14 protein-coding genes are annotated in these 22,133 nt (G+C 58.7%); 9 read left to right on the forward strand and 5 right to left on the reverse strand.

The window, feature by feature from the left end:
- Nucleotides 1-231: 231 nt before the first annotated feature.
- Nucleotides 232-2,643, forward strand: a complete 2,412-nt coding sequence (gene feoB, locus FYJ40_RS01390; RefSeq protein ID WP_154514726.1) for a ferrous iron transport protein B — start codon at nucleotides 232-234, stop codon at nucleotides 2,641-2,643.
- Between the two features lie 123 nt (nucleotides 2,644-2,766).
- Complete coding sequence (locus tag FYJ40_RS01395) at nucleotides 2,767-3,963, forward strand: MFS transporter (protein WP_154514724.1); 1,197 nt, start codon at nucleotides 2,767-2,769, stop codon at nucleotides 3,961-3,963.
- A gap of 220 nt (nucleotides 3,964-4,183) precedes the next feature.
- Here the strand turns inward: FYJ40_RS01395 and FYJ40_RS01400 are convergent, their stop codons facing one another.
- From FYJ40_RS01400 to FYJ40_RS01415, 4 genes are read right to left on the reverse strand one after another with little or no spacing between them, the layout of a single operon-like run.
- Nucleotides 4,184-4,552: a hypothetical protein gene (locus FYJ40_RS01400; RefSeq protein WP_154514722.1), complete on the reverse strand. Its 369-nt coding sequence runs from the start codon at nucleotides 4,550-4,552 to the stop codon at nucleotides 4,184-4,186.
- Nucleotides 4,545-5,219, reverse strand: coding sequence for an HNH endonuclease (locus FYJ40_RS01405; protein WP_154514721.1), 675 nt, complete (start codon nucleotides 5,217-5,219; stop codon nucleotides 4,545-4,547). Before FYJ40_RS01405 ends, FYJ40_RS01400 begins: the two co-directional genes overlap by 8 nt.
- Before the next feature lie 14 nt (nucleotides 5,220-5,233).
- Nucleotides 5,234-8,749 (reverse strand): ATP-binding protein, encoded by a 3,516-nt coding sequence (locus FYJ40_RS01410; RefSeq protein ID WP_154514719.1) that lies wholly within the window; start codon nucleotides 8,747-8,749, stop codon nucleotides 5,234-5,236.
- 9 nt (nucleotides 8,750-8,758) lie between these two features.
- Entirely contained in the window at nucleotides 8,759-11,341 is a 2,583-nt protein-coding gene (locus FYJ40_RS01415; protein WP_154514717.1) for a dynamin family protein, read from the reverse strand.
- A gap of 237 nt (nucleotides 11,342-11,578) precedes the next feature.
- Between FYJ40_RS01415 and FYJ40_RS01420 the strand changes: the two genes are divergently transcribed.
- Together FYJ40_RS01420 and FYJ40_RS01425 are read left to right on the forward strand one after the other, a co-directional pair.
- The gene (locus FYJ40_RS01420) at nucleotides 11,579-12,955 is read left to right on the forward strand and encodes an alpha-amylase family glycosyl hydrolase (RefSeq protein WP_154514715.1); all 1,377 of its coding nucleotides are present in this window, start codon (nucleotides 11,579-11,581) and stop codon (nucleotides 12,953-12,955) included.
- Between the two features lie 3 nt (nucleotides 12,956-12,958).
- Nucleotides 12,959-13,522 carry a uracil-DNA glycosylase family protein gene (locus FYJ40_RS01425; RefSeq protein ID WP_154514713.1) on the forward strand — a complete coding sequence of 188 codons (564 nt, stop codon included), beginning with the start codon at nucleotides 12,959-12,961 and terminating at the stop codon, nucleotides 13,520-13,522.
- 1 nt (nucleotide 13,523) lies between these two features.
- On the opposite strand, the gene FYJ40_RS01430 is transcribed toward FYJ40_RS01425, so the two are convergent.
- On the reverse strand, nucleotides 13,524-14,183 hold the full coding sequence (locus FYJ40_RS01430; protein WP_154514711.1) for a hypothetical protein: 660 nt from the start codon (nucleotides 14,181-14,183) through the stop codon (nucleotides 13,524-13,526).
- A 93-nt stretch (nucleotides 14,184-14,276) separates the two neighbouring features.
- Between FYJ40_RS01430 and FYJ40_RS01435 the strand changes: the two genes are divergently transcribed.
- The 5 genes from FYJ40_RS01435 (at nucleotide 14,277) to FYJ40_RS01455 (ending at nucleotide 22,130) form a co-directional block, all read left to right on the forward strand.
- A complete protein-coding gene (locus FYJ40_RS01435) occupies nucleotides 14,277-15,413 on the forward strand; it encodes a pyridoxal phosphate-dependent aminotransferase (RefSeq protein ID WP_154514709.1) in 1,137 nt (378 codons plus the stop codon).
- A gap of 507 nt (nucleotides 15,414-15,920) precedes the next feature.
- On the forward strand, nucleotides 15,921-16,442 hold the full coding sequence (gene rplJ / locus FYJ40_RS01440; protein ID WP_117646079.1) for a 50S ribosomal protein L10: 522 nt from the start codon (nucleotides 15,921-15,923) through the stop codon (nucleotides 16,440-16,442).
- A gap of 102 nt (nucleotides 16,443-16,544) precedes the next feature.
- Nucleotides 16,545-16,922, forward strand: coding sequence for a 50S ribosomal protein L7/L12 (rplL, locus tag FYJ40_RS01445; RefSeq protein WP_154514707.1), 378 nt, complete (start codon nucleotides 16,545-16,547; stop codon nucleotides 16,920-16,922).
- Nucleotides 16,923-17,233: 311 nt separating this feature from the next.
- Complete coding sequence (locus tag FYJ40_RS01450; RefSeq protein WP_154514705.1) at nucleotides 17,234-18,142, forward strand: UTP--glucose-1-phosphate uridylyltransferase; 909 nt, start codon at nucleotides 17,234-17,236, stop codon at nucleotides 18,140-18,142.
- 559 nt (nucleotides 18,143-18,701) lie between these two features.
- Nucleotides 18,702-22,130, forward strand: coding sequence for a DNA-directed RNA polymerase subunit beta (locus FYJ40_RS01455; protein WP_229770619.1), 3,429 nt, complete (start codon nucleotides 18,702-18,704; stop codon nucleotides 22,128-22,130).
- Nucleotides 22,131-22,133 lie beyond the last annotated feature (3 nt).

Genomic DNA, 22,133 nt, shown 5'->3' on the forward strand with positions numbered 1-22,133 from the left:
AGTTTTGTCCGCAGTCCCAGCTTCAGAGTGGGACGCGGTTTCCCCGAGAGGCCCCATCGGGAAATCGGGGACCGGAATTCGCCTGAGTAGTGGGATGCAGTTTCCGCAGCAGGCTCGTCTGGAAAACCGGGGTCCGGAATCCCCATTGCAACAATCTGTTGATTGAACGTCGATGCATGTTCGCGCTATCATGCATGGTTAAAATTGGTTAGCCAAGGTAAACGGTTAGCAATGGTGAACATAAATGCAACGCCCTGTGGGCGTCGGGGGAGGAACACGGACGTGAAGCTCGATACACTCGAGATTGGAAAGGACGCCGTTGTCGCATCGGTGGCATCGGACGATCAGGCACTCCGACAGCATATTTTGGACATGGGCTTAACGCCGGGCACCGAAGTCACCATGATGAAGTACGCCCCCATGGGCGACCCGCTCGAGATTCGCCTGCGTGGCTACGAGTTGACGCTGCGCAAAGACGATGCTGCTCGCATTGAGCTCGTGGGTATTCACGACACCGATACGAGCCCGCGCGTTAACGCCGCAATCGGCACGACGGAGCACCCGGCGCTCGGTGAGGGGACGTATTCGCCCCGCGCGGCAAAAACGGCCGTGCCCGAGGGCGCGCCGCTGCACTTTGCCCTCGCCGGCAACCAAAATTGCGGCAAGACCACGCTGTTCAACCAGCTGACGGGTTCCAACCAACATGTTGGTAACTTTCCCGGCGTGACGGTCGACCGCAAGGACGGTACTGTCCGTAACCACCCCGAGGCGAGCATTACCGACTTGCCCGGTATTTATTCGTTGTCGCCGTACACGGGCGAGGAGATTGTCAGCCGTCAATTCATCCTTGACGAGCATCCCGACGCCATCATCGACATCATCGATGCCACCAATATCGAGCGCAACCTCTACCTGACGCTGCAGCTTATGGAGCTCGACTGCCCCATGGTCATCGCGCTCAACATGATGGACGAGGTGACAGCCAACGGCGGCGCCGTGGACGTCAACCTGCTCGAGAGCCTGTTGGGCGTGCCTGTTGTCCCCATTAGCGCTGCCCGCAACGAGGGTATCGGCGAGCTGGTGGATCACGCTCTGCATGTGGCGCGGTTCCGCGAGCGCCCCGGTCGCCTGGACTTCTGCGCGCCCGATGGCTCGGACGGCGGTGCGCTGCATCGCTGCATCCACGGCATTGCCAACCTGATCGAGGACCATGCCGTGATGGCCCGCATTCCGGTGCGTTTTGCGGCGACCAAGCTGGTTGAGGGTGACGAGTTGGTGACCGAGGCGCTTCACCTGGATCGCAACGAACTCGAAGCTATCGAGCACATCATTACCCAGATGGAGGGCGAGGCTGGCACCGACCGCCTGTCCGCGCTGGCCGACATGCGCTTTAGCTTTATCGGCGACGTGTGTGGGCGCTGCGTGGTGAAGCCGCACGAGAGCCGCGAACACGTGCGCTCCGTTAAGATCGACCGCATCCTGACGGGTCGCTACACGGCCATCCCGGCGTTTCTGGTGATCATGGGCCTCGTCTTTTGGCTGACGTTTGGCGTGATCGGCGCGGCGTTGCAGGGACTTATGGAGGACGGCATCGCTGTCATCATCGCCTCGGCCGATGCGGGTCTCAAGGCGTTTGGAACCAACGACGTGGTGCGCTCGCTGGCTGTCGACGGCGTGCTTACGGGCGTGGGCAGCGTGCTGACCTTCCTGCCGATTATCGTCGTGCTCTTCTTGTTCCTCTCCATTCTGGAAGACTCCGGCTACATGGCGCGCGTTGCATTTGTCATGGATAAGGTGCTGCGTCGCTTTGGCCTGTCGGGCCGCAGCTTTGTGCCCATGCTCGTCGGTTTTGGCTGCACCGTGCCGGCTATCATGTCGACCCGTACACTCCCATCCGAGCATGATCGCAAGATGACGGTCATGCTCACGCCGTTCATGAGCTGCTCGGCCAAGTTGCCGGTTTACGGCTTGCTGTGCGGAGCATTCTTCCCGCAGGCGACGGTCCCCGCCATGGTCTCGCTCTATCTGATTGGCATTGCGGTCGGTTGCATCGCGGCTTTGGTGCTCAACCGCACGGCATTTAAGGGCGACCCGGTGCCGTTTATCATGGAGCTTCCCAACTACCGCCTGCCGAGCATCAAGACGACGGTGATGTTGGCGTGGGATAAGGCCAAGGACTTTATTACCAAGGCCTTTACCATCATCTTTGCCGCCACCGTGGTCATCTGGTTCCTCCAGACGTTTGACATCCGCTTTAATGTGGTCGCCGATCAGTCGCAGAGTCTACTTGCCGGTCTGGGTAGCATCATCGCGCCGGCGTTGGCGCCGCTTGGCTTTGGCGACTGGCGTGCATCCACGGCGCTCGTCACCGGACTTATCGCCAAGGAGAGCGTCATCTCGACCCTCACCGTGCTTTTGGGCGCAACGTCACCCGCGGCGCTATCGACCATGTTTTCGCCGTTTACCGCCTACGTGTTCTTGGTCTTTACGCTGCTGTACCCGCCTTGCGTGGCGTCCATCGGCGCCGTCAAGAGCGAGTTGGGCGCGCGCTATGCCGTTGCCGTGTTCGCGTTTCAGGTGACGGTCGCCTGGATCGTGGCGTTTGTCGTGCATTCGGTGGGCATATTGCTGGGGTTGGCTTAGCAATTTATTGACGGCGCAACCTCTGTGTATTGAGTTGATTGCGGCCCCGCATCTGTACTGACGGATGCGGGGCCGTTGCTATATAATCGCCCACCGCCCAAGACAATCGGAGGGGTTTCCTACATGACTCAGGCAAGACAAGATGGCATCTCGCTCAAGCAGTGGCTCCCGCTTATCGGGCTCGCCTGCTGCGCGTTCGTGTTCAACACATCGGAGTTCATGCCCATCGGCCTTCTGACTGATATTGCCGTATCGTTCTCGCTCACCGAGGCCCAGGCAGGCATCATGATTTCGGTCTACGCCTGGGGCGTCATGCTGCTGTCGCTGCCGCTTATGGTGTTTGCCTCGCGCTTTGAGTTCAAGCGTATGCTGCTCGGCGTGCTCGCCGTGTTCTCTCTGGGTCAGTTCCTGTCCGCCGTGGCGCCCACCTATCCTATTTTGGTCTGTGCACGCCTGGTGGTCGCTTGCGCACATGCCGTGTTCTGGTCGGTCGCCTCGATTATGGCCTCGCGCCTGGTCGACACCCGTCACGGGGCGCTCGCCATCAGCATGATCGCCACGGGCTCGTCCATCGCACAGATCTTTGGCCTGCCGATCGGCCGCGCCATCGGCCTGGCCGTGGGCTGGCGCATGACGTTTGCCGTGGTCGGGGCCTTTTCTGCCGCCGCGGTGGTGTACCAGGCAGCGGTGTTTCCGGCCATGCCGGCGGGTGAGCGCTTTGCCGTTAAACAGCTGCCCGAGCTGCTCAAGAACCCGTTCCTCATCGCGCTCTACGCGGTCACGGTTTTTATGGCGACCGGCTATTACACAGGCTACAGCTATATCGAGCCCTTCCTGGCGCAGGTCGCGCACGTCGACGCGGGCGCCATTACCATGACGCTGACGGCGTTTGGCTGCTCCGGTCTGGTGGGCAGCTGGCTGTTTGGCCGCCTGTTCGACGGGCATCGCTTCCCGTTTTTGGCTATCACGCTCTCCGGCGTGCCAGCGGCCCTGCTGCTCATAGGTTCGGCCGCATCGTCGCTCGCAGCAGTGCTTGCCGTCTGCGTGCTGTGGGGCTGCTGCGCCACGGCCTTCAATGTGGCGTTCCAGGCCGAGCTCATCAAGTACACGCCCGCGGATTCGTCGGCTGTCGCCATGTCGATCTTCTCGGGCCTGTTTAATCTGGGTATCGGCACGGGCACCGCGATCGGCGGCGGCGTGGTTTCGGGCCCCGGTATCGCCTGGATCGGCTTCGCGGGCGGGGCGATTGCCGTCGTGGGCGTCATCCTCGCCATCACGGTGATGTTCCCGGCCATACGCCGCGCAAAGCCCGTCGCCTAATCACGTCCCCTCATCAGTTGCGGTGAAATACGGACTGCTGGGCCCAATAAACCCGGCAAACAGTCCGTATTTCACCGCGGCTTAGAAAGGGTCTGGGGTAGCTAATTTGGGACGGGGCTATTTTAGCTACCTCGCTGAGTATACGTAAAAGAGGCCGAGGCCGCTCCGGTATGTACTGGAGTGGCCTCGGTTTTCGTTTTTCTGTCTGCGTATGATCGACCTAGAGCTCGTCTTGGGGGACGACGGCTGTAAGTTTTTCGTTCTCAAATACCGCAGCAAGTCCGTGTTCGGGGTCAAAGCGATAGTTGCACATGAGCGCTGCTTTGCGAGCATCATCGCTTCGCAGTACCACGATGCTGGTCGGAATAACGTATCTAAAGATGTTTGTAATGGGGCCCTCAATCTGATCGCCGTCTCTTTCGAGACAATAATCTTCGATCGCTTCCTTGCTGTCCTCAACGGTATTCCAGCTTGCAAGCAGGGCGTCCTTTGCTTCCTTTTGAATGTCGAGGACGCCTTGGTCCGAGTCGCACTCGTAATAGACGGGGAGCGAGAAATCCCTGCCCCACAGATTCATGCCGTTAGTCATCGAAGCCGCCAATCTGATTCAGTATGTTTTTGATTTCGCTTACGCCGCCGAGATGCCTGCATACGTCGTGAACTTCGGTCGGAACAAGGTAGCACGTTTTCATGTCATTGTGCTCGTGCCAGGTGTACCCATTTGCCTCGCGCCAATTCTTGACATCTTCGTGCGTCCAATCATCTTTGCCATCGCGCTGCTCAAGGTTCCAAGCTTTTGCGCATTCAATGTCTGCCTTTTCATAGTTGCCGACTATGCGCTCGCCATTTTCGCCTATCAGCGAATGCCTATGTTGGCTCATACCTTGTATGGTTACCTTTGCTTCGGCGATGGGGCCGAAATCGGGAATAGCATCTTTGTAATTGATGCCCTCAAGACCTTTGTTTCGAAGAATCTCGCAAACCCTATCGACTGTGGGAACAAACATCGACTCCCCTCGATCGCCCGACCATTTGCCATGGGGATTCTCCGTAGTTGGAGTACGGCCCAGCCGCTCCTTATAAGTCGAAGGATAGTCGCACGATTCCACCGAAGGCTTAATCAATTTGTCGGGATCGAGGGATTCATTGCGGCCGACATTTTTAATCTCAGCCTTGGCTTCTCTTGATTCGGAACCAATAAGCTTGTCGGGATTAAACCCATGCTTATCACTCGGCTTTGCTTCGCCGACTTTCATTTGCCTGAGCTCCACTAGCTCACCTCGCAATTCTCGTTCCAGTTACGCCAGTCGTCATATGACTTTGAATCCTGCATTTGCAGGTACAGGATGTCTGTCATGATGCCCTGAATGATGACCTGCCTGGTGCGGCTGTCGATATCGCGGTTGATGGAAGCCCCGAGCGCCTCTTCTGCCGCTCTTGTCAATTGCTCGGCTTCATTGCTGCTCTTGAGCTCACGTTCGACCGTTTTGACGACATCGGGGAACAGCGCGCTCATAATGGGCGCCAGCTTGGTCATGTGCGGTTCGTTGGGCGGGTTTTGGGCAGTGCGCAGAATACTGACCTTTGTGGACGCGCCGATATGGAGGCGATCGAGCCGTTCGCGAATGCTATGCAGTTCCGCCTCGGTTCCAATGCTGATGCCGTATGCCAACATGCGCGCTACGGAAAGAGCGTCATCGTGTTGGTTGTCTGTGGTGTCTTCGATGGGGCGGATGTACGTAAAGTGCTCGCCTTCGCCTGCTTTGGCGATCTTGCAGAGCACCGGCTCAACCCAATCGTTTTGGTAAATGGCCGCAACGCCCTTAGGCAAGCGTGCCAGCTCGATGATCTGTTGGTCGTTTAAGTTGGCAGCGCGACCGGCGAGCTCGCGGTCCGAAAGATCGGGCAGGCGATGGATGATCTTGGTATTTGTGTTGCGAATGGCTGCCATATCGAGAAGGCCGGGCGCCTGGTCGGCGATGATGAAGCCTTCGCCGTATGTGCGCATCTCGGCGATGGCATTTGAGATCATCTCGACGCTCTTGCCTGTCAGGTCGCCGCTCTCCGAGCCTTGGTTGCTCGACGATCGCTTAAGCAGGTTGTGCGCCTCTTCAAGCACGGTCAGATGGCGAAGCGGCTGGTTCATGTCCTTTTTCTCGGCCATGCGATGTTCTTGAAGTTTGAGTACAAGAAGACCCATGAGTAGGGATTTTGTTTCGGCGGAGCCAATGCGCGATAGATCGATGACTGTGTTGGCGTCAAAAAGCACGCTAGCATCGACTTCGTTCGACGAAAGCATCATGCCGTTGAGCCCGTTGGTGAGAGAGTTGAGACGCGTGAGCAGCGACCCCTTGTAGGCGCCTTTATTTTCGGCATCGTACTCGCTGGAGTCGAGAATCTCGCGGACGTTGCGGGCAACATCTGCAAAGCAGGGAAAGAGATCGGCTCCATACGGGTTATCAGAAGCGGCAAGATCCCATCCGCAATCTTCGTATGACCTGGCGACAGCGTCTTTAAGGACGGCGGGCATGGCGGCGTACATGGGCCAGCAAACATTAAAGATCTCAACGAGTCGGTCGAGGTGCTCCAGCACATGGATGCCGGACGGGAAGCTAAAAGGATTGATGCGCAGGAGCGGTGTGAATTCTGGATTGGTTCCAAAGACGTTTACGTCTTCGCGGCCTCCGTACACGTCCTTGTATTCGCCCTTGGCAGGTTCAATAACAAGAAAGTTGACCTGCTGATCGAGCGCCTGATCGAGGATGCGGTAGACGGTATTGGTCTTTCCTGCGCCGGTGCTGCCCGTAACAAAGGTGTGCGAGGCGAGCGAGTCTTTTGACAGGAACGTTTTGATGCGTTCCTCACGATGCATATGGAAAACCCTGCCTATGCAAAGGCCTTGTTGGGGCTGCGTGCCATCGAACGTTGAGACATTGCGTCCAAAAGAGGCACACTCGATAACGGGCAACCCTGGGACGGATTTCTTGGGAAAGTTGAGCGAGTAGGCAAGCTCCTTGCCCGAAAGGGCGGTCGTTGCATCGACTGTTGCTGGGTAAACCGAAAAACTTGGATGTTGATCGAGCAGGGCGGGGGAGAGGGCAAAAGCAGGGTGGCGCAAATCGCGAAGGTAGGAACAGACTGCCACAGCGTCGGCGCTTTGCTCTCCGAGGTCTCCGCGCCAGAGGTTTACCGCAGCCTGAGACATATAGGACTCTTTGCCCTGGGTGAGGGCGAGGTAGGTGTGGGCAACGTTATTCGCGACGTTGTGGTCTTCTGACAGCACGTAGGCGCAAAAGTCCCACATGCCGAGTGCCGAGGCGAGGTCGTAGCGTTTCATTTGCAACTCGAGGATTTCGAGCGCGTGTTGGATGGAATAATTCTTGAACGTCTGTGTGATGCCTTCGTCGGCGCCGATGGTAGCGGTGACCGTGCTTGAGCGCGCGAATGATCCGCCAAAGTTGGCGCCAAGATTTACGGCCTGCGAAACGCCGGAAGTTACGGACGCTCCCTTAGAGACAGCCTTGCCAACGCCGCTGGTAACGGCTTTGCCGAGTGAGTTTGATATGGCTTTGCCGGTAGATGAACTTGTGCCTTTAGACGTAGATGTGGAGTGTGACGAGCCCTCGGTATGGCTTGCGGATACGCCGAGATTGCCGCCTCTGTATACGCCTGCGGATACGCCGAGATTGCCGCCGCCGCATACGCCTGCGGATGCGCCTGCGCCTACACCTAGGCTTACGCTCCCGCTCGAGGATTCATTTCTGCCGTCGGTGACCGTATCCGTGATGCTTTCGGTCGATGTGGACGAGTCGGTTACGCTCTCGCTGCTCGATTCCGAGGTCGACTCGTTTGTCGAGTCCGTTTCGTTGTAGTTTTGAGCAACAGCCTGATTGCTCCCCACCTGCCTGCCGGCACTCACGCCTGCATTGATGCCAACCGTCGCGGACGATCCGATGGAGTCGTTTTGGTGGTAGGTATAGTTGGTCGTCCATGAGGCATAGGGCGTCAGCAGTGAGTGGAGTTCGGCGAGACGGAGTTTGCGCGATTCGATATCATGGATCGGGGTTGCAAGCAGCACGATAGTGTAGTCTTCGCTCGGCCTGCCAGGCACAATGCCGTCAAGAACTTTTTCAATGGTTTGCGTGACGAACTTCTCGTTCTTTTCGGCCGGAATATTCGAAACGGCGGCAACCGAAGACGAGCGTCGATTGTCTAGACACGGAATGGGGCCGCGGTTGGCGGGTCCCACTTCGGAACCGGGGAAGTTGCCCCTCAAGGCATCCGACATGCGCCGGGAAAAATTATCGGCGTCGATGTTGTCGCGGGCATTGTCGCTGTTGACGACTGCAAGGAATACCTCGGTGCTTGCGCTGGTTCGATTAAAAACCAGCGCAATGTTGCAATCTTCGTCAGAGAGAACGTCGTACACATTTACGAGCTTCTCGAGACTGTCCTCGTTGGGGTCGACGACCCACTTCGTGATATTCATGAAGCGGATGTTGTTGTCGGCGTTAAAACCCGTGGGGTATTCGATAGAGGGGTCAATCGGCGCGTATACATTTCGTAGCTGCGGCAGATAGGCGTTGTGAAGCTCAACGGCGGCAGTTGCCAAGAGCCGATTGGTGAGCTCGATAGCTTGCTCATCTGCCGGATTCGGCTTTTCTGACAAGTATGCTGTTCGCTTTTTGTCGACCTCATCGAGTTGGGAGCTGCTGAGTACCGAGACGGTTGCGACCGCGTTGCCGGCTTTATCGGCAGCGCGCATAATCGCGTTTTTGATGCCCATGCGATCAGCCTATTCCTTCCAATTAATGACGCGCGCAATGTACTCTTTTCGATTATTGAGCGTCTCGAGTTTTGCCTCGAGAGCGTTGATCTCCGCGGTTTGCCTGTTGATGTCTTCGACATGGCCATGGAGCACCGGGTTGTAGTCGGTGATATTGCTCGTAATTTGGCCGAGCAGCTCGTTGAGCCATTCGGTAAAGCCGTAGGTATGCTCGCGCTCTGTTTCGGCGCGTGCTTCGCAGAAACACCGTGAGATTTCGCGGTTGAATTTGTCTTCGACTTTCCTAAGCAACAGCTTGTCAGATTTAAAGATGACACGGTCCATGAGCTTCAGTTCGGTAAAGTCTGCCTTGCTGAAAATGGGACCCTTTGTCTTATTGAGCGCGAGGCCACGATATTTAAGAATGATATCGCCGACCTCTCGGCGCTTCTCTTCGGAAAGAGGATTGTCGCTGCTGGTAGCGATGCGATAGAGGGCATCGCGGCTATGCTCCGCACAATCCTTCCAATAGCTTTGCGACAGCTCATCGATGGTCCGAGCTATTTGCTCGGTACATTCGTCATAGTGATTGATGACCTCGTTAAAGAGCTGGTCGGCGGCATCTTTGTCGGCTGTTCTTTCGGCAGCCTTTGCGTCGGATCTTTTTTGGAGCGCATCGGTGATGTCATCACAAAGGCCTTTGCCAACCTCCGCTAACCCAAATGTTGGGTGAGAGCCGACGTCCTTTTGTGTGTTTGCCGGGCTTCCTTTTATCGAATCGCCGAGCCTATTGAAAAAGTTAGGGGCGATTGAGTCAAACGCTTGCGCGGCTGCGTTCGATCGTTTTGAGTATTCGAGGCGCTCTCGCTTGTCTTCGGTAATGGCGCCTTGACGTGCTTGAAGCGTGTCAAGGTTGGTTTTCCACTGCTCGGCGGAAACGTTCCTGTCGATGGCGTCGGCATAGCTGGCCGAGGAGTCCAGCCTTGCATGCTCTCTGCAGTCTTCGAGCTGGTTGATGAGATTGCGCTTATCCTCTTCGAGCTCGGCTTCTCGCTGTGCTTTCTTTTGTTCGAGGTCGGTTTTCTTATTGGCAATCTCTTCTTCGGTTATGCTGACAATTTCTTGTAGGAGCGATTCCGACCTGCTGCATTTGTTATATGCGGAGTACCGCTCGGCAAACAGGCGTATCTCGTTTTCGATACAAAAGAGTCCGCTGTTGGCAAGAAGGAGGTCCTTGCAAGCCTCGGATTCGCGGTTGGTTCTGCGCGAGATCTGTCCCGGAAGGATATCGTAGCGGTAGAGCGTTTTGTAGAAGCGGCTTGTCGGATCGGTGTATTTACGCTGCTGGTCTTCGAATTTTTCGGCATAGTTGTCGCTTATAAACTCGCCGGAGTTCTTTGAGCCTAGGCCGAGGATGGAAGAAACAAAGTAGATACCTTGTCCGTAAAGGCTGGCCGGAATGGACCAACGCATGATTTGCGAGACGGCTTCATCGTCGAATCCGCCTTTGGGAAGGTCGGCGGAATCTGCTTTGTTGACTACGATCATGGCAAAGCGTTCATCGATTGCGGGGATCTGCTCTATTTCGTTGGAGAGGTTCTTGTTGTCCTCCGTGTCGAGTGAGTTGTACTCCGCAACGAAAATGGGAAGGCCATTTGAGAGGCCCTCCATTGCCTGTTTGAGCACTCGGGCGTGATCGGCGTTGGAGGCAGAGTTTGACCCCGGGGTGTCAAAGATGACAAACTCCCTGTCATGGGGCCACGGGTCGGTATCGCTAAAGGGGACTTCGATTCTGATCAGATCGGAGATAGTCCGGTCGTCTTCATCGGCATGATATGAGTTAAGAACCTTGAGAGCGCTGTTCATATGGGAGGCCATGCCGGGCATGGAATCGGCGACTTTGGCTGCGATCATGTCGTATAGGGGCTCCCCCACAAGCTCTTTGTTTTCCATGAGGCCATCAAGATTAAAGCGCAGCAAGAATCGCCTGTTGCCACAGGAGAATTGAACCATCGAGCGATCTCGGTCTTTTGAACGTTTGATTTGGAATATGCGGGCCGTTACAGGCTCGTCGCCGCTGGGAAGGATCTCCATGCCAATGAGGGCGTTGATGAACGTCGATTTGCCTGCACTATAGCTGCCGAGTACACACAGCGGGATGATGTCGCTCGAGACATCGGTGAACTTTCTAATTTGCTCAGAGACTTTTGTTCGCTCGGAGACTGATTCGTCTACAAGCCCCTGGATTTCCCTGAAGACTTCGACAATTTCTGGCAAGACGTCTCGGGCGTTTGATAGATAACGCTCGTCTCGTATGGCCTCGTATGTGTTGGCGCGTGGCCCTTCGGTGCAGATGGCGAGCAACTCCTGCCATTCGTCATCCGCGCCTTCAAAATGCAATTCGATTTTATCGCCGCCGCCGAACTCTTTGGCGAGGATGTCGATGATCTCTTCGGCCTTAAAGGGGAAGAAACCATTAACGATCTTCGTGCTATGGAGAGCGCTATTGGGATTTGTAGATGTCGTTATTTCTTGCCAGCCGTTATCCCATCGGAAGAACCGAACAGTTTCTTGATATGGATTGCTGACGATCTTGATTTTAATGTCTGCCATCGTTCAACTACCTTTGTAGGTCAGGTGTGGGAATATGCCGCCTTCATCATAGGATAGCCACCCGTGCGGACACCTCCCTATTCGCTCAGCGGCATCTGGGCAGTACCATTTATTTGGCAAGAATCTCGCCATCACCGTGCTGTTCCCGGCCATACGCCGTGCCAAGTCCGTCCCAAATTGACTACCCTGCCGGGCATACAATGGATGTCGTTGTGTTGGGCTTACCGGGAGGCTGCTATGTGGGCATACGAGACGACGTTCTATCAGATCTATCCGCTGGGCTTTTGTGGAGCTCCGCGCGAAAACGCCGCGCCCGTTGCCGAGGATGAGCTTGCCCAGGCTGCCAACGACGCGCCCAACCCCGATGCCCCCATCATGAAAATCGCCCAATGGGCCGACTACCTGCAGGAACTAGGTATTGGCGCTGTGCTCATCAACCCACCGCTCGAGTCCGATAGCCATGGCTACGACACGCGCAGCCTGCGCCACATCGACCGTCGCCTGGGTGGGGATGCCGACTTTGCCGCCGTGTGCGAGACGCTGCATGCCCACGGCATCCGCGTGGTGCTCGACGCCGTCTTCAACCACGTCGGTCGCGGCTTTTGGGCCTTCCGCGATGTGCAGGAGCGCAAGTGGGACTCGCCCTACAAGGACTGGTTCCGCATCAGCTTTGACGGCGACTCGTGCTACGGCGACGGCTTTTGGTACGAGGGCTGGGAAGGCCATTTTGAGCTCGTGAAGCTCAACCTGCAAAACCCCGCCGTGGTCGATTACCTGCTCGAGTCCGTGCGCCGTTGGGCCGATGTCTTTGGCGTCGACGGTCTGCGCCTGGACGTCGCCTATATGCTCGACCGCGACTTTATGCGCCGCCTGCACGCCTTTGCCCGTGAGCTCAAGCCCGACTTTGTGCTGATCGGCGAGACGCTCCACGGCGACTACAACCAGATCGTCAACGACGAGATGCTCGACTCCTGCACCAACTACGAGTGTTACAAGGGACTGTACTCCAGCTTTAACTCGATCAACATGTTCGAGATCGCCCACTCGCTGCACCGTCAGTTTGGCGGCGACCCGTGGTGCATCTACCGCGGCAAGCACCTGCTGTCGTTTGTCGACAACCACGATGTGCCGCGCCTGGCGAGCATCCTCACCGACAAGTCCTGCCTGCGTCCCGCCTATGGCATGCTCTTTGGCATGCCGGGCATCCCGTGTGTCTACTATGGCAGCGAGTGGGGAATTGCTGGCGAAAAGGGCGGTCCCGATGGCGACTGGGCGCTGCGACCTGCGCTCGATGAGCCTGCGCCCAACGAGCTGACGGCGTTCATCACACAGCTCACGCACCTGCGCTCGGCCGACGACGCGGCGGCACGCGCTCTCAGCTACGGCGCGTACCGCAACGTGGTGATTCAGAACAAGCAGCTGCTGTTCGAGCGCACCTGCGACGACGCGACGGTGCTCGTGGCGGTGAATGCCGTGAACGAGCCTTATACCTTTGGAGCCGGCGAACTCAACGGTTCCTTCGTCGACCTACTTGCCGACGATGCACCCACGGTCGAGCTGCCGGGCTCCCTTGAACTTGCGCCCTACGAGGTGCGCTATCTGTTGAGGGCCTAGGTCATGGCGGCGTCAGACGAGGGCTATCAACATATTGAGCATGGGTTTGAGCCCGTGTTTGACCAGCGCTCGCGCGTTTTGGTGCTCGGGTCGTTTCCCTCGGTGCTTTCGCGCGCCAATGCCTTTTATTACGGCAACCCTCAGAATCGCTTTTGGCGCGTGATGGCCACGTGCCTCGGTGTGCCTGTGCCGCCCAACGAGGGCGACCCTTTGGTGGGCGGCGAGCCCGCGACGCTCGACGCCTCTATTGCCGCCAAGCGATCCATGCTGTTGAACGGTGGTGTGGCCCTGTGGGATGTGGTCGAGAGCTGCGACATTAAGGGGTCGAGCGACGCGAGCATCAAAAACGTTGTGCCGGCATATATCGAACGCATCACTGGAGCTGCGCCCATCGAGCGGGTGGTATGCAACGGAGGTACGGCGGGGCGCCTCTATAAGCGCTATCTACAGGAGCGGACGGGTCTGTCCGCTGTCGTGTTGCCGTCAACTAGTCCCGCTAACGCGGCCTGGCGCCTGGAGCGGCTTGTCGAGCGCTGGCGCGAGGCAGTTGACTGGACCGCACGGTAATCTAGATCCTTGATTGAGCATGGGTGCCGAGGCGTTTGATGATGGCATGCCAGATTGGTGCGGGCACGGCGGGCTTGACGCGCACCATGCCGTCGACATCGACACTATCGGCATCGCCGCCGCCAAGCAGCTGCGCATGCTCTATGGAGCAGCCCATGCGCACGGCGCCTACAAGCTTATCCATCGCTTCGGAAAATGGCCGGCGTAAGAGGCCCATACGCGGGGAGTGGCGAAGCGCCGCAATACCGCTGCCGGCGCAGATGACAACGCCACCGCACCATGGCAGGTCGCGTAGAATACATGCCCGGTACAGGTGGTCGAGGACTTCGTCCGCCTGCTTGTTGTTTTTTGACAGGGCCTGGACGACGACATAGACGCGTGTCTCTGTATCCCCGAAGCGATCGAGTATCTGCTCGACAGCGATTATCGCCTCATCATCAAATGCATCATCAACAGCGAACACCATGCCATCGACTACACCGGCATCATCCGCCTCCAAGTCGACCGAACGGGGGAGCGCGGTGTCGGAAAGCTGAGCATAGGCGGCGATGGCATCCTGCAGGTCCCAAAGCAAAAACTCAAGATCGGCGCTCTCGGGAATACTGATATATGCAATGGTTTGCAGCGTTTTTGGTACATCGCCGCGTGCAGTTGTCTCCATGCCGCCTCCTTTCCGGTTGGTTTACGTTTAGGTTACACCGTCTGGTGGCGCGCGGGCGCGCTATCCTAGTGCAACCCTTACGAAAGGAACGCCATGCGTCTACCCATGAATACCTCGCTTGCCACGCTCAAGCCCTCCGGCATCCGCCGGATCAACGCGCTCGCCGCCCAGCACCCGGGGTGCATCGCGCTCGCGCTTGGCGAGCCCGATTTTCCCACGCCCGATGTGATTAGCGCCGAGGTGACCGCCGCGCTGGGCCGCGGTGACACGCACTATCCGCCCAACAACGGCCGTCCCGCCCTGCGCGAGGCGCTGTCTACCTACATGGGAGACGCGGGCCTTACGTTTTCGGCCGACGAGGTCATCCTGACCGACGGCGCGACCGAGGCCCTGTCGGCATCATTTATGGCCATGCTCAACCCCGGCGACGAGGTTATTATCCCCACGCCGGCCTTTGGCCTGTACGAGAGCATCGTCGTGGCCAACCACGCCAAAGCGGTCTTTTTGGATACGGAGCCCGCGCAATTTCAGATTGACGAGGAAGCGCTTCGCGCCTGCGTGACGCCGGCGACTAAGGCCATCGTCATCTGCACGCCCAACAATCCTACGGGCTGTATCCTCGACGCGGCATCGCTCGACGCCGTGGCACACGTGGCAGAGCAAGCGGGCATCTACGTAATCTGCGACGACGTATATAACCGCCTGGTCTATGTGGATGGCTATGAGCGCTTTGCCCAGCGCCACCCGGAGCTACGCGAGCAGACGGTGGTCATCGAGAGCTTCTCCAAGCCCTGGGCTATGACCGGCTGGCGCCTGGGTTGGCTCGCAGCTGCAGCCCCCGTCATCGCCGAGATCGCAAAGGCCCACCAATACTTAGTATCGAGCGCCGTCTCCTTTGAGATGGACGCCGCGGCCCGAGCCCTGACCGTCGACCCAACCCCCATGCTCAAAGTCTACCGAGCCCGCCGCGAACGCGTGCTCGCAGCCTTAGACACCATGGGCCTCGACGTAGTGGAACCAGCCGGCGCCTTTTACGCTTTCCCCAGCATCAAACAATTCGGCCTAACAAGCGAAGACTTCTGCATCAAAGCCATCAAAGAAGCCAACGTAGCCCTAGTCCCCGGAGACTGCTTCGGAACCGAAGGCCACGTCCGCTTAAGCTACTGCGTCTCCGACCAAGATCTGGACGAAGGCCTCCGCCGCCTGTCCACCTTCGTCTCAACCCTATAACCATCAGGGACGCAACACATCAGCCCACCGACATAAGGGTTATGCGTGGGGGCGTCGCTCAACGGAAAACCGGGCTGCCCCATAGTTGACGCAGGCACGCTCCGCCGAAGGCCAGGCGCAAGGTTTCCGTAGATTCCGCACGAGCCGGAAAGCACTTAATGTGCTTTCCGAGCGAGCCCAGGACCTGACCGAGCGGAAACCTTGCGCCTGGCCTTTGGCGGCGCGACCGAGATGGTGGAATTGTGTGCAGCCCGGTTTTCCGTTGACCGACGCCGGGGTCCCCGCCATAATACTTTCGGTTCACGCACGAATCCGCTGCCAGAGACAGCCGGTGCAAACGGGCATTGCCCGCGAGCTCAATGGGATATCCCGCCAGCCGAGGTGGTCGAGTAGATATGTCTTCTCGCCCCCGTCGCTCATGCAGCGCGGGGGCTTTCTTTTTGGACATGCCCCCGTCACGTCCTTGTGGCGGACCGTGCCCGGAAAGAATTCGAGGAGGTGTAATTCATGCCCCAGCAGTACAAAATCGACAAGGTTGCAGAGATCGAGTCCCGTATCGCCGAGAATGCCGGTCTGTTCGTCGTCAACTACAACGGTCTGACGGTTAAGCAGGCTCAGGAGCTGCGTCATCAGCTTCGCGAGTGCGGCGCCGAGATGAAGGTCTACAAGAACAACCTGGTCAAGATCGCTCTCAAGAACCAGGAGCAGCCCGAGCTCGACGAGATCCTCGCCGGCCCCGTCGCTTATGTGTTCTACGAGACCGAGCCGGTCGAGGCCGCTAAGACCCTTAAGGACTTCTCCGCTAAGTCCAAGGGCGTCCTTGAGATCAAGGGCGGTATCTCCGACGGCAAGGCCGTTTCCGCTGATGATGTTAAGGCTATCGCCGAGCTGCCCACCAAGGACCAGCTTCTCGGCCAGATCGCCGGTCTCATCTCCGGTTTCGCTCGCGACATCGCTGTCTGCGTCAACGGCGTTTCCTCTGGTCTCGCTCGTTCGATCCAGCAGGTCTCCGAGCAGAAGGCAGCCTAGTCGCTGTTTTCACCCGCGGCGGCAACGCCGCACCCCTGGCGCATTCGCGCCGTGTTTTAACTGATCTCCGTGCACAGACACGGAAACCGAAAGGACTTAGAAATGGCTAAGCTTACCACCGATGAGATCATCGATGCTCTTAAGGAAATGACCCTTCTCGAGGCTTCCGAGCTCGTTAAGGCTATCGAGGACACCTTCGGCGTTTCCGCCGCTGCTCCTGCCGCTGTTGTCGCCGCTCCCGCTGCTGGCGCTGCTGAGGCCGAGGAGAAGACCGAGTTTGACGTCGTGCTCGAGGGCTTCGGCGACAACAAGATCCAGGTCATCAAGGCCGTCCGTGAGCTCACCAACCTTGGCCTGAAGGAGGCCAAGGAGGTCGTCGAGAGCGCTCCCAAGGCTGTTCTCGAGGGCGCCAAGAAGGAGGACGCCGAGGCTGCCAAGGAGAAGCTCGAGGCTGCTGGCGCTGCTGTCACCCTCAAGTAATCAGGCTTTCTCGCCAGATTTCTTTGCAGACGGGGTTCGCATTGCGAGCCCCGTCTTTTTTGTTTTGGCCCCTCATTCCCATTGCTCGGCACGCAGAACACCTCCGTCTTCGCCGTGCCAATCCCGTTACCGCTGGGGCATAAAATTGCACCATTCGAGCAATAATTTGCGTTGACCTGCTGAAGAATTGCGTTTGCCTTACGGCGACGTATGTCTCCGGCGGTAAGATACTTCGGTATCGCAATTTGGTCTGCGGCCGCCGTGCCGCACGCTTGGGGCGCTTTGCGCCTGCGAAAGGATCCTTGAATAATATGAAGGCAATCATCCCCGCCGCCGGTCTAGGCACGCGTTTTCTGCCTGGCACTAAGTGCACGCCCAAAGAGATGCTGCCGGTTCTCGACAAGCCGGTTATCCAGTACGTCGTTGAGGAGGCACTCGCTCCCGAGGAGGTCGATGATGCTATCATCGTCACCTCTCCTGGCAAGCCCGAGCTGTTGAACTACTTCCAGCCCGATCGTTCGCTCGAGAATCTGCTGCGCGAGCGCGGCAAAGATGCATATGCCGATGCCGTTGCCCACGCAGGCGGTATGCCGGTCGACTTCCGCTATCAGTACGAGCCCAAGGGTCTCGGCCATGCCATTCGCTCGGCGGCCGATGCTGTGGCGGGGGAGAACTTCCTGGTTCTTCTGGGCGACTATGTTGTGCCCAACCATGACATTTGCGACAAGATGCTTGCCGTCTCCAAGGAGCATGGCGGCGCTTCGGTTATCGCTGTTGCCGCGTGTGCTCCCGAGGAGGTCAGCCGCTATGGCGTTATCGCCGGCGAGCGCGTGGGCTCCCTCGAGGGCGCTGAGGGCGTTGGCGATGCCGAGCCTGGCGCCGTGTGGCGTATCGGCGGCTTGGTGGAGAAGCCTGCTCCCGAGGCTGCGCCTTCTAACCTTTACATCGTCGGACGCTATCTGCTGAGCCCGCTGGTCATGGAGCTGCTTGCCGACCAGCAGGCCGGCAAGGGCGGCGAAATCCAGCTGACCGACGCCATGGCCCGTTCGCTCGACCGCGAGGCCATGTACGCCGTCGTCATCGATCCTCTGTCGGGTTACGACACCGGCACGCCTTCTGGCTGGATGGCCACCAACGCCCTTATGGCCGCAAGCGATCCTCGCTTTGCCGATGCCTTCTGGGATGCCATCGACGAGCGAGGCGGCTTGATGCGCAAGTAAACAGCGCTTACGGGTGCGGACTTCGGTCTGCACCCGTTTTTTTGCGAACTGCCGCTTAGCTCCGGAAAGTGCGACCCACAATTTGGTCGAATTTTGGGATGCGCTTTCCGGCTGAGGACCCTAGCGGAAAGCGCATCCCAGAATATCGGCTCAGGACGGGATACAGTTTCCCAAACAGGGCTCAATCGGAAACTGCGACCCAGTTTGAGGCCCCAAAACGGGACGCAGTTTCCGCCCGATCAGCCTTCGCCGCCATTCCGCCATTCAGCGACGCGCATCAGCAACTCTGTTCACAGAAAATATATGAACAGGTGTTCGATGCATACCAATCTACCTGCGCATTTTCTGTCGAAAAACTTTGCTACTCCAAAAACTCAATCGCGTCAAGGCTTTTCTTGCCCAACGGTCGGTACCTGATAAACTATTAGGTTGCGATAACTGGCGAAGCTATGCCTCGCCAACCCACCGAGCATTTCCGTGAAGGAGGAAAAACCTGGTGACCTACGCATACACTGCCACTGAGCGCAAGCGCGTCAGCTTCGGGAAAATCCCGGAGGCCATGGAGCTCCCCAACCTTATCTCTGTTCAAAGAGAATCCTTTGAGCGTTTTAAGGACGAGGGCCTTCGTGAGGCGTTTAAGGAATCCAGTCCCATCCAGAGCCAGAACCATGTTCTCGAGGTAACCTTCGGCGAGCATCAGTTTGGCGACCCTGCGCATACCGTCGAGGAGTGCCGCGAGAAGGATATGACCTATCAGGCTCCGCTTCTGACCGACGTCCGTCTCACCAACAAGGAGACCGGCGAGATCAAGGAGCAGCTCGTCTTTATGGGCGACTTCCCCATGATGACCGATCAGGGCACCTTCATCATCAACGGTACCGAGCGTATCGTCGTCTCGCAGCTCGTCCGTTCCCCGGGCGTGTACTTCAGCTCCGAGATGGATTCGGGCAAGCAGATCTACAAGGCTCAGATCATCCCGTCCCGCGGTGCCTGGCTTGAGTTTGAGGTCGATAAGCGCGACCAGCTCATGGTCTCCATCGACCGTAAGCGCAAGCAGAGCGCCACGATGTTCCTGCGCGCCCTTGGCATCGCCGTCACCAACGACGACATCATCGAGCTGCTCGGCAACTCCGATGTGATCAAGCGCACCCTCGAGCGCGATACCGCCCTTACCCGCGAGGATGCTCTTATCGAGATCTACCGTCGCCTGCGCCCGGGCGAGCCTCCCACCGTGGATGCTTCCCGCAGCCTGCTCGAGGGCCTGCTCTTTAACCCGCAGCGCTACGACCTGGCCCGCGTCGGTCGCTACAAGGTCAACAAGAAGCTCAACCTCACCACCGAGGAAGAGGTCACGGTGCTCACCGACGAGGATATCGTCGCTACGCTGCGCTACCTCCTGTCCCTCGCTGCCGGCGAGCAGGGCTTCAAGGTTGACGACATCGACCACTTTGGCAACCGCCGTATCCGCACCGTCGGCGAGCTCGTCGCCAACCAGTTCCGTATCGGCATGAGCCGTATGGAGCGCGTCGTCCGTGAGCGCATGAGCTCCCAGGACATCGACGAGATTACCCCGCAGTCGCTCATCAACATCCGCCCGATCGTGGCCTCTATCAAGGAGTTCTTCGGTTCCTCGCAGCTCTCGCAGTTCATGGACCAGGCGAACCCTCTGACCGGTCTGACCCACAAGCGCCGTCTGTCCGCACTCGGCCCTGGCGGTCTTGCCGGCCACAAGTCGGGCTCCAGCCGCCGCACCAACGTGCCGACGGCCGTCCGCGACGTTCACAACTCGCACTACAGCCGCATGTGCCCGATCGAGACCCCCGAAGGCCCCAACATCGGCCTGATCGGCTCGCTTGCCCTCTACGCCCGCGTCAACGAGTATGGCTTCATCGAGGCCCCGTTCCGCCGCGTCGAGAACGGCGTTGCCACCGACCAGATCGACTGGATGACCGCTGACGAGGAAGAGAAGCACGTTATCGCGCCGGCCAACACGCCGCTCGATCCCAAGACCAACGAGTTCATCACGACCGATGCCGAGGGCAAGATCGTCCGTCCGCATTCCGTGATCGCCCGTACCCGCGACTTCGACGGCTCCTTCGGCGCTCCCGCCGACGTGCCTGTCGAGGACGTCGACTACATGGACGTCTCGCCGCGCCAGATGCTCTCCGTCGCAGCCACGCTGATCCCGTTCCTCGAGCACGACGACGCTAAGCGTACGCTCATGGGCGCCAACATGCAGCGTCAGGCCGTGCCGCTGGTTCACCCCGCCGCTCCCTATGTCGGTACCGGCATGGAGCGTCGCGCCGCCCTGGACTCTGGCGAGGTCACCCTGGCCAAGAACGCCGGCGAGGTCATCTTTGCCGACGCCTCCAAGATTATCGTCAAGCATGCCGGCGGCATGGACGAGTATCACCTGGCCAAGTACCAGCGCTCCAACCAGTCCACCTGCATCAACCACCGCCCGCTCGTGCGCGTCGGCGACACCGTTGAGCAGGGTGAGCCTCTGGCCGACGGTCCTTCGACCGATCACGGCGAGCTCGCACTGGGCCAGAACCTCACCGTGGCCTACATGCCGTGGGAAGGCTTCAACTACGAGGACGGTATCGTCGTGTCCGAGCGCCTGGTGGCCGAGGACCTGCTGACGACCATCAACATCACCCGTCACGAGATCGACGCCCGCGATACCAAGCTCGGCCCCGAGGAGATCACTCGCGAGATCCCGAACCTCTCCGAGGACATGCTTGCCAACCTCGATGAGGACGGCATCATCCGCATCGGCGCTGAGGTCGGCCCTGGCGACATCCTGGTCGGCAAGGTTACCCCTAAGGGCGAGAGCGCTCTGACTGCCGAGGAGCGCCTGCTGCGCGCCATCTTCGGTGCCAAGGCTCATGACGTTCGCGACACTTCCCTTAAGATGCCTCACGGCGCTTACGGCCGTGTCATCGACGTCGTCCGCTTTAGCCGCGAGAACGGCGACGACCTGGCCCCCGGCGTCAACGAGCAGGTGCGCGTCTACGTCGCCCAGCGCCGTAAGATCCAGCAGGGCGATAAGATTGCCGGCCGCCACGGCAACAAGGGTGTTATCTGTAACGTTCTGCCGGTCGAGGACATGCCCTACATGGCTGACGGTACCCCGATCGACGTTATCCTCAACCCGCTGGGCGTTCCTTCGCGTATGAACGTCGGCCAGCTGCTCGAGTGCCACCTTGGCTGGGCTGCTGCCTGCGGTTGGGATACCGAGGATGCCGATTCCGACAAGTACGTCCCCGGTCCGTTCTTTACCGCGACGCCCGTCTTCGACGGCGCCAAGGAGGACGAGATCGCCGAGGTCATCCGTCGTGCCAACAAGAATATGCTCAACAAGGCCACCGCTGCCTTTGGCGATCACATGCGCCCCGAGTTTGTCACCCAGCTTGACGAGCGCGGAAAGACCCGCCTGTTTGACGGCCGCACCGGCGAGGAGTTCCGCGAGCCCATTACCGTGGGTACGTCCTACATCCTCAAGCTCGGTCACATGGTCGACGACAAGATCCACGCCCGTTCGACTGGCCCTTACAGCCTGGTTACCCAGCAGCCGCTGGGCGGCAAGGCCCAGTTCGGCGGCCAGCGCTTCGGCGAGATGGAAGTTTGGGCACTGTACGCATACGGTGCTTCCAACGTCCTGCAGGAGATCCTGACCGTCAAGTCCGACGATACCGTGGGCCGCGTCAAGACCTACGAGTCCATCGTCAAGGGCGAGAACGTCCCGGTTCCGGGTATCCCCGAGTCCTTCAAGGTTCTCGTCAAGGAGATCCGTTCCCTCGCACTGGACATCGAGCCCATGCGCGATGCCGACGAGGACGCCTCCGCCCCCGTGACCGCCGAGGAGACCTCTGCCCTCGATGACCTGGCTGCGCTCGCCGGCGTTGACGCCGACGTCGAGGCCCAGGATGCCGAGACCGCCGAGGCACCCGAGGCTGTCGCCGCCACGACCACTGATAAGGAGTAGTTG

This window comes from Collinsella sp. WCA1-178-WT-3 (M1), from assembly GCF_009696325.1.
Classification (GTDB): domain Bacteria; phylum Actinomycetota; class Coriobacteriia; order Coriobacteriales; family Coriobacteriaceae; genus Collinsella.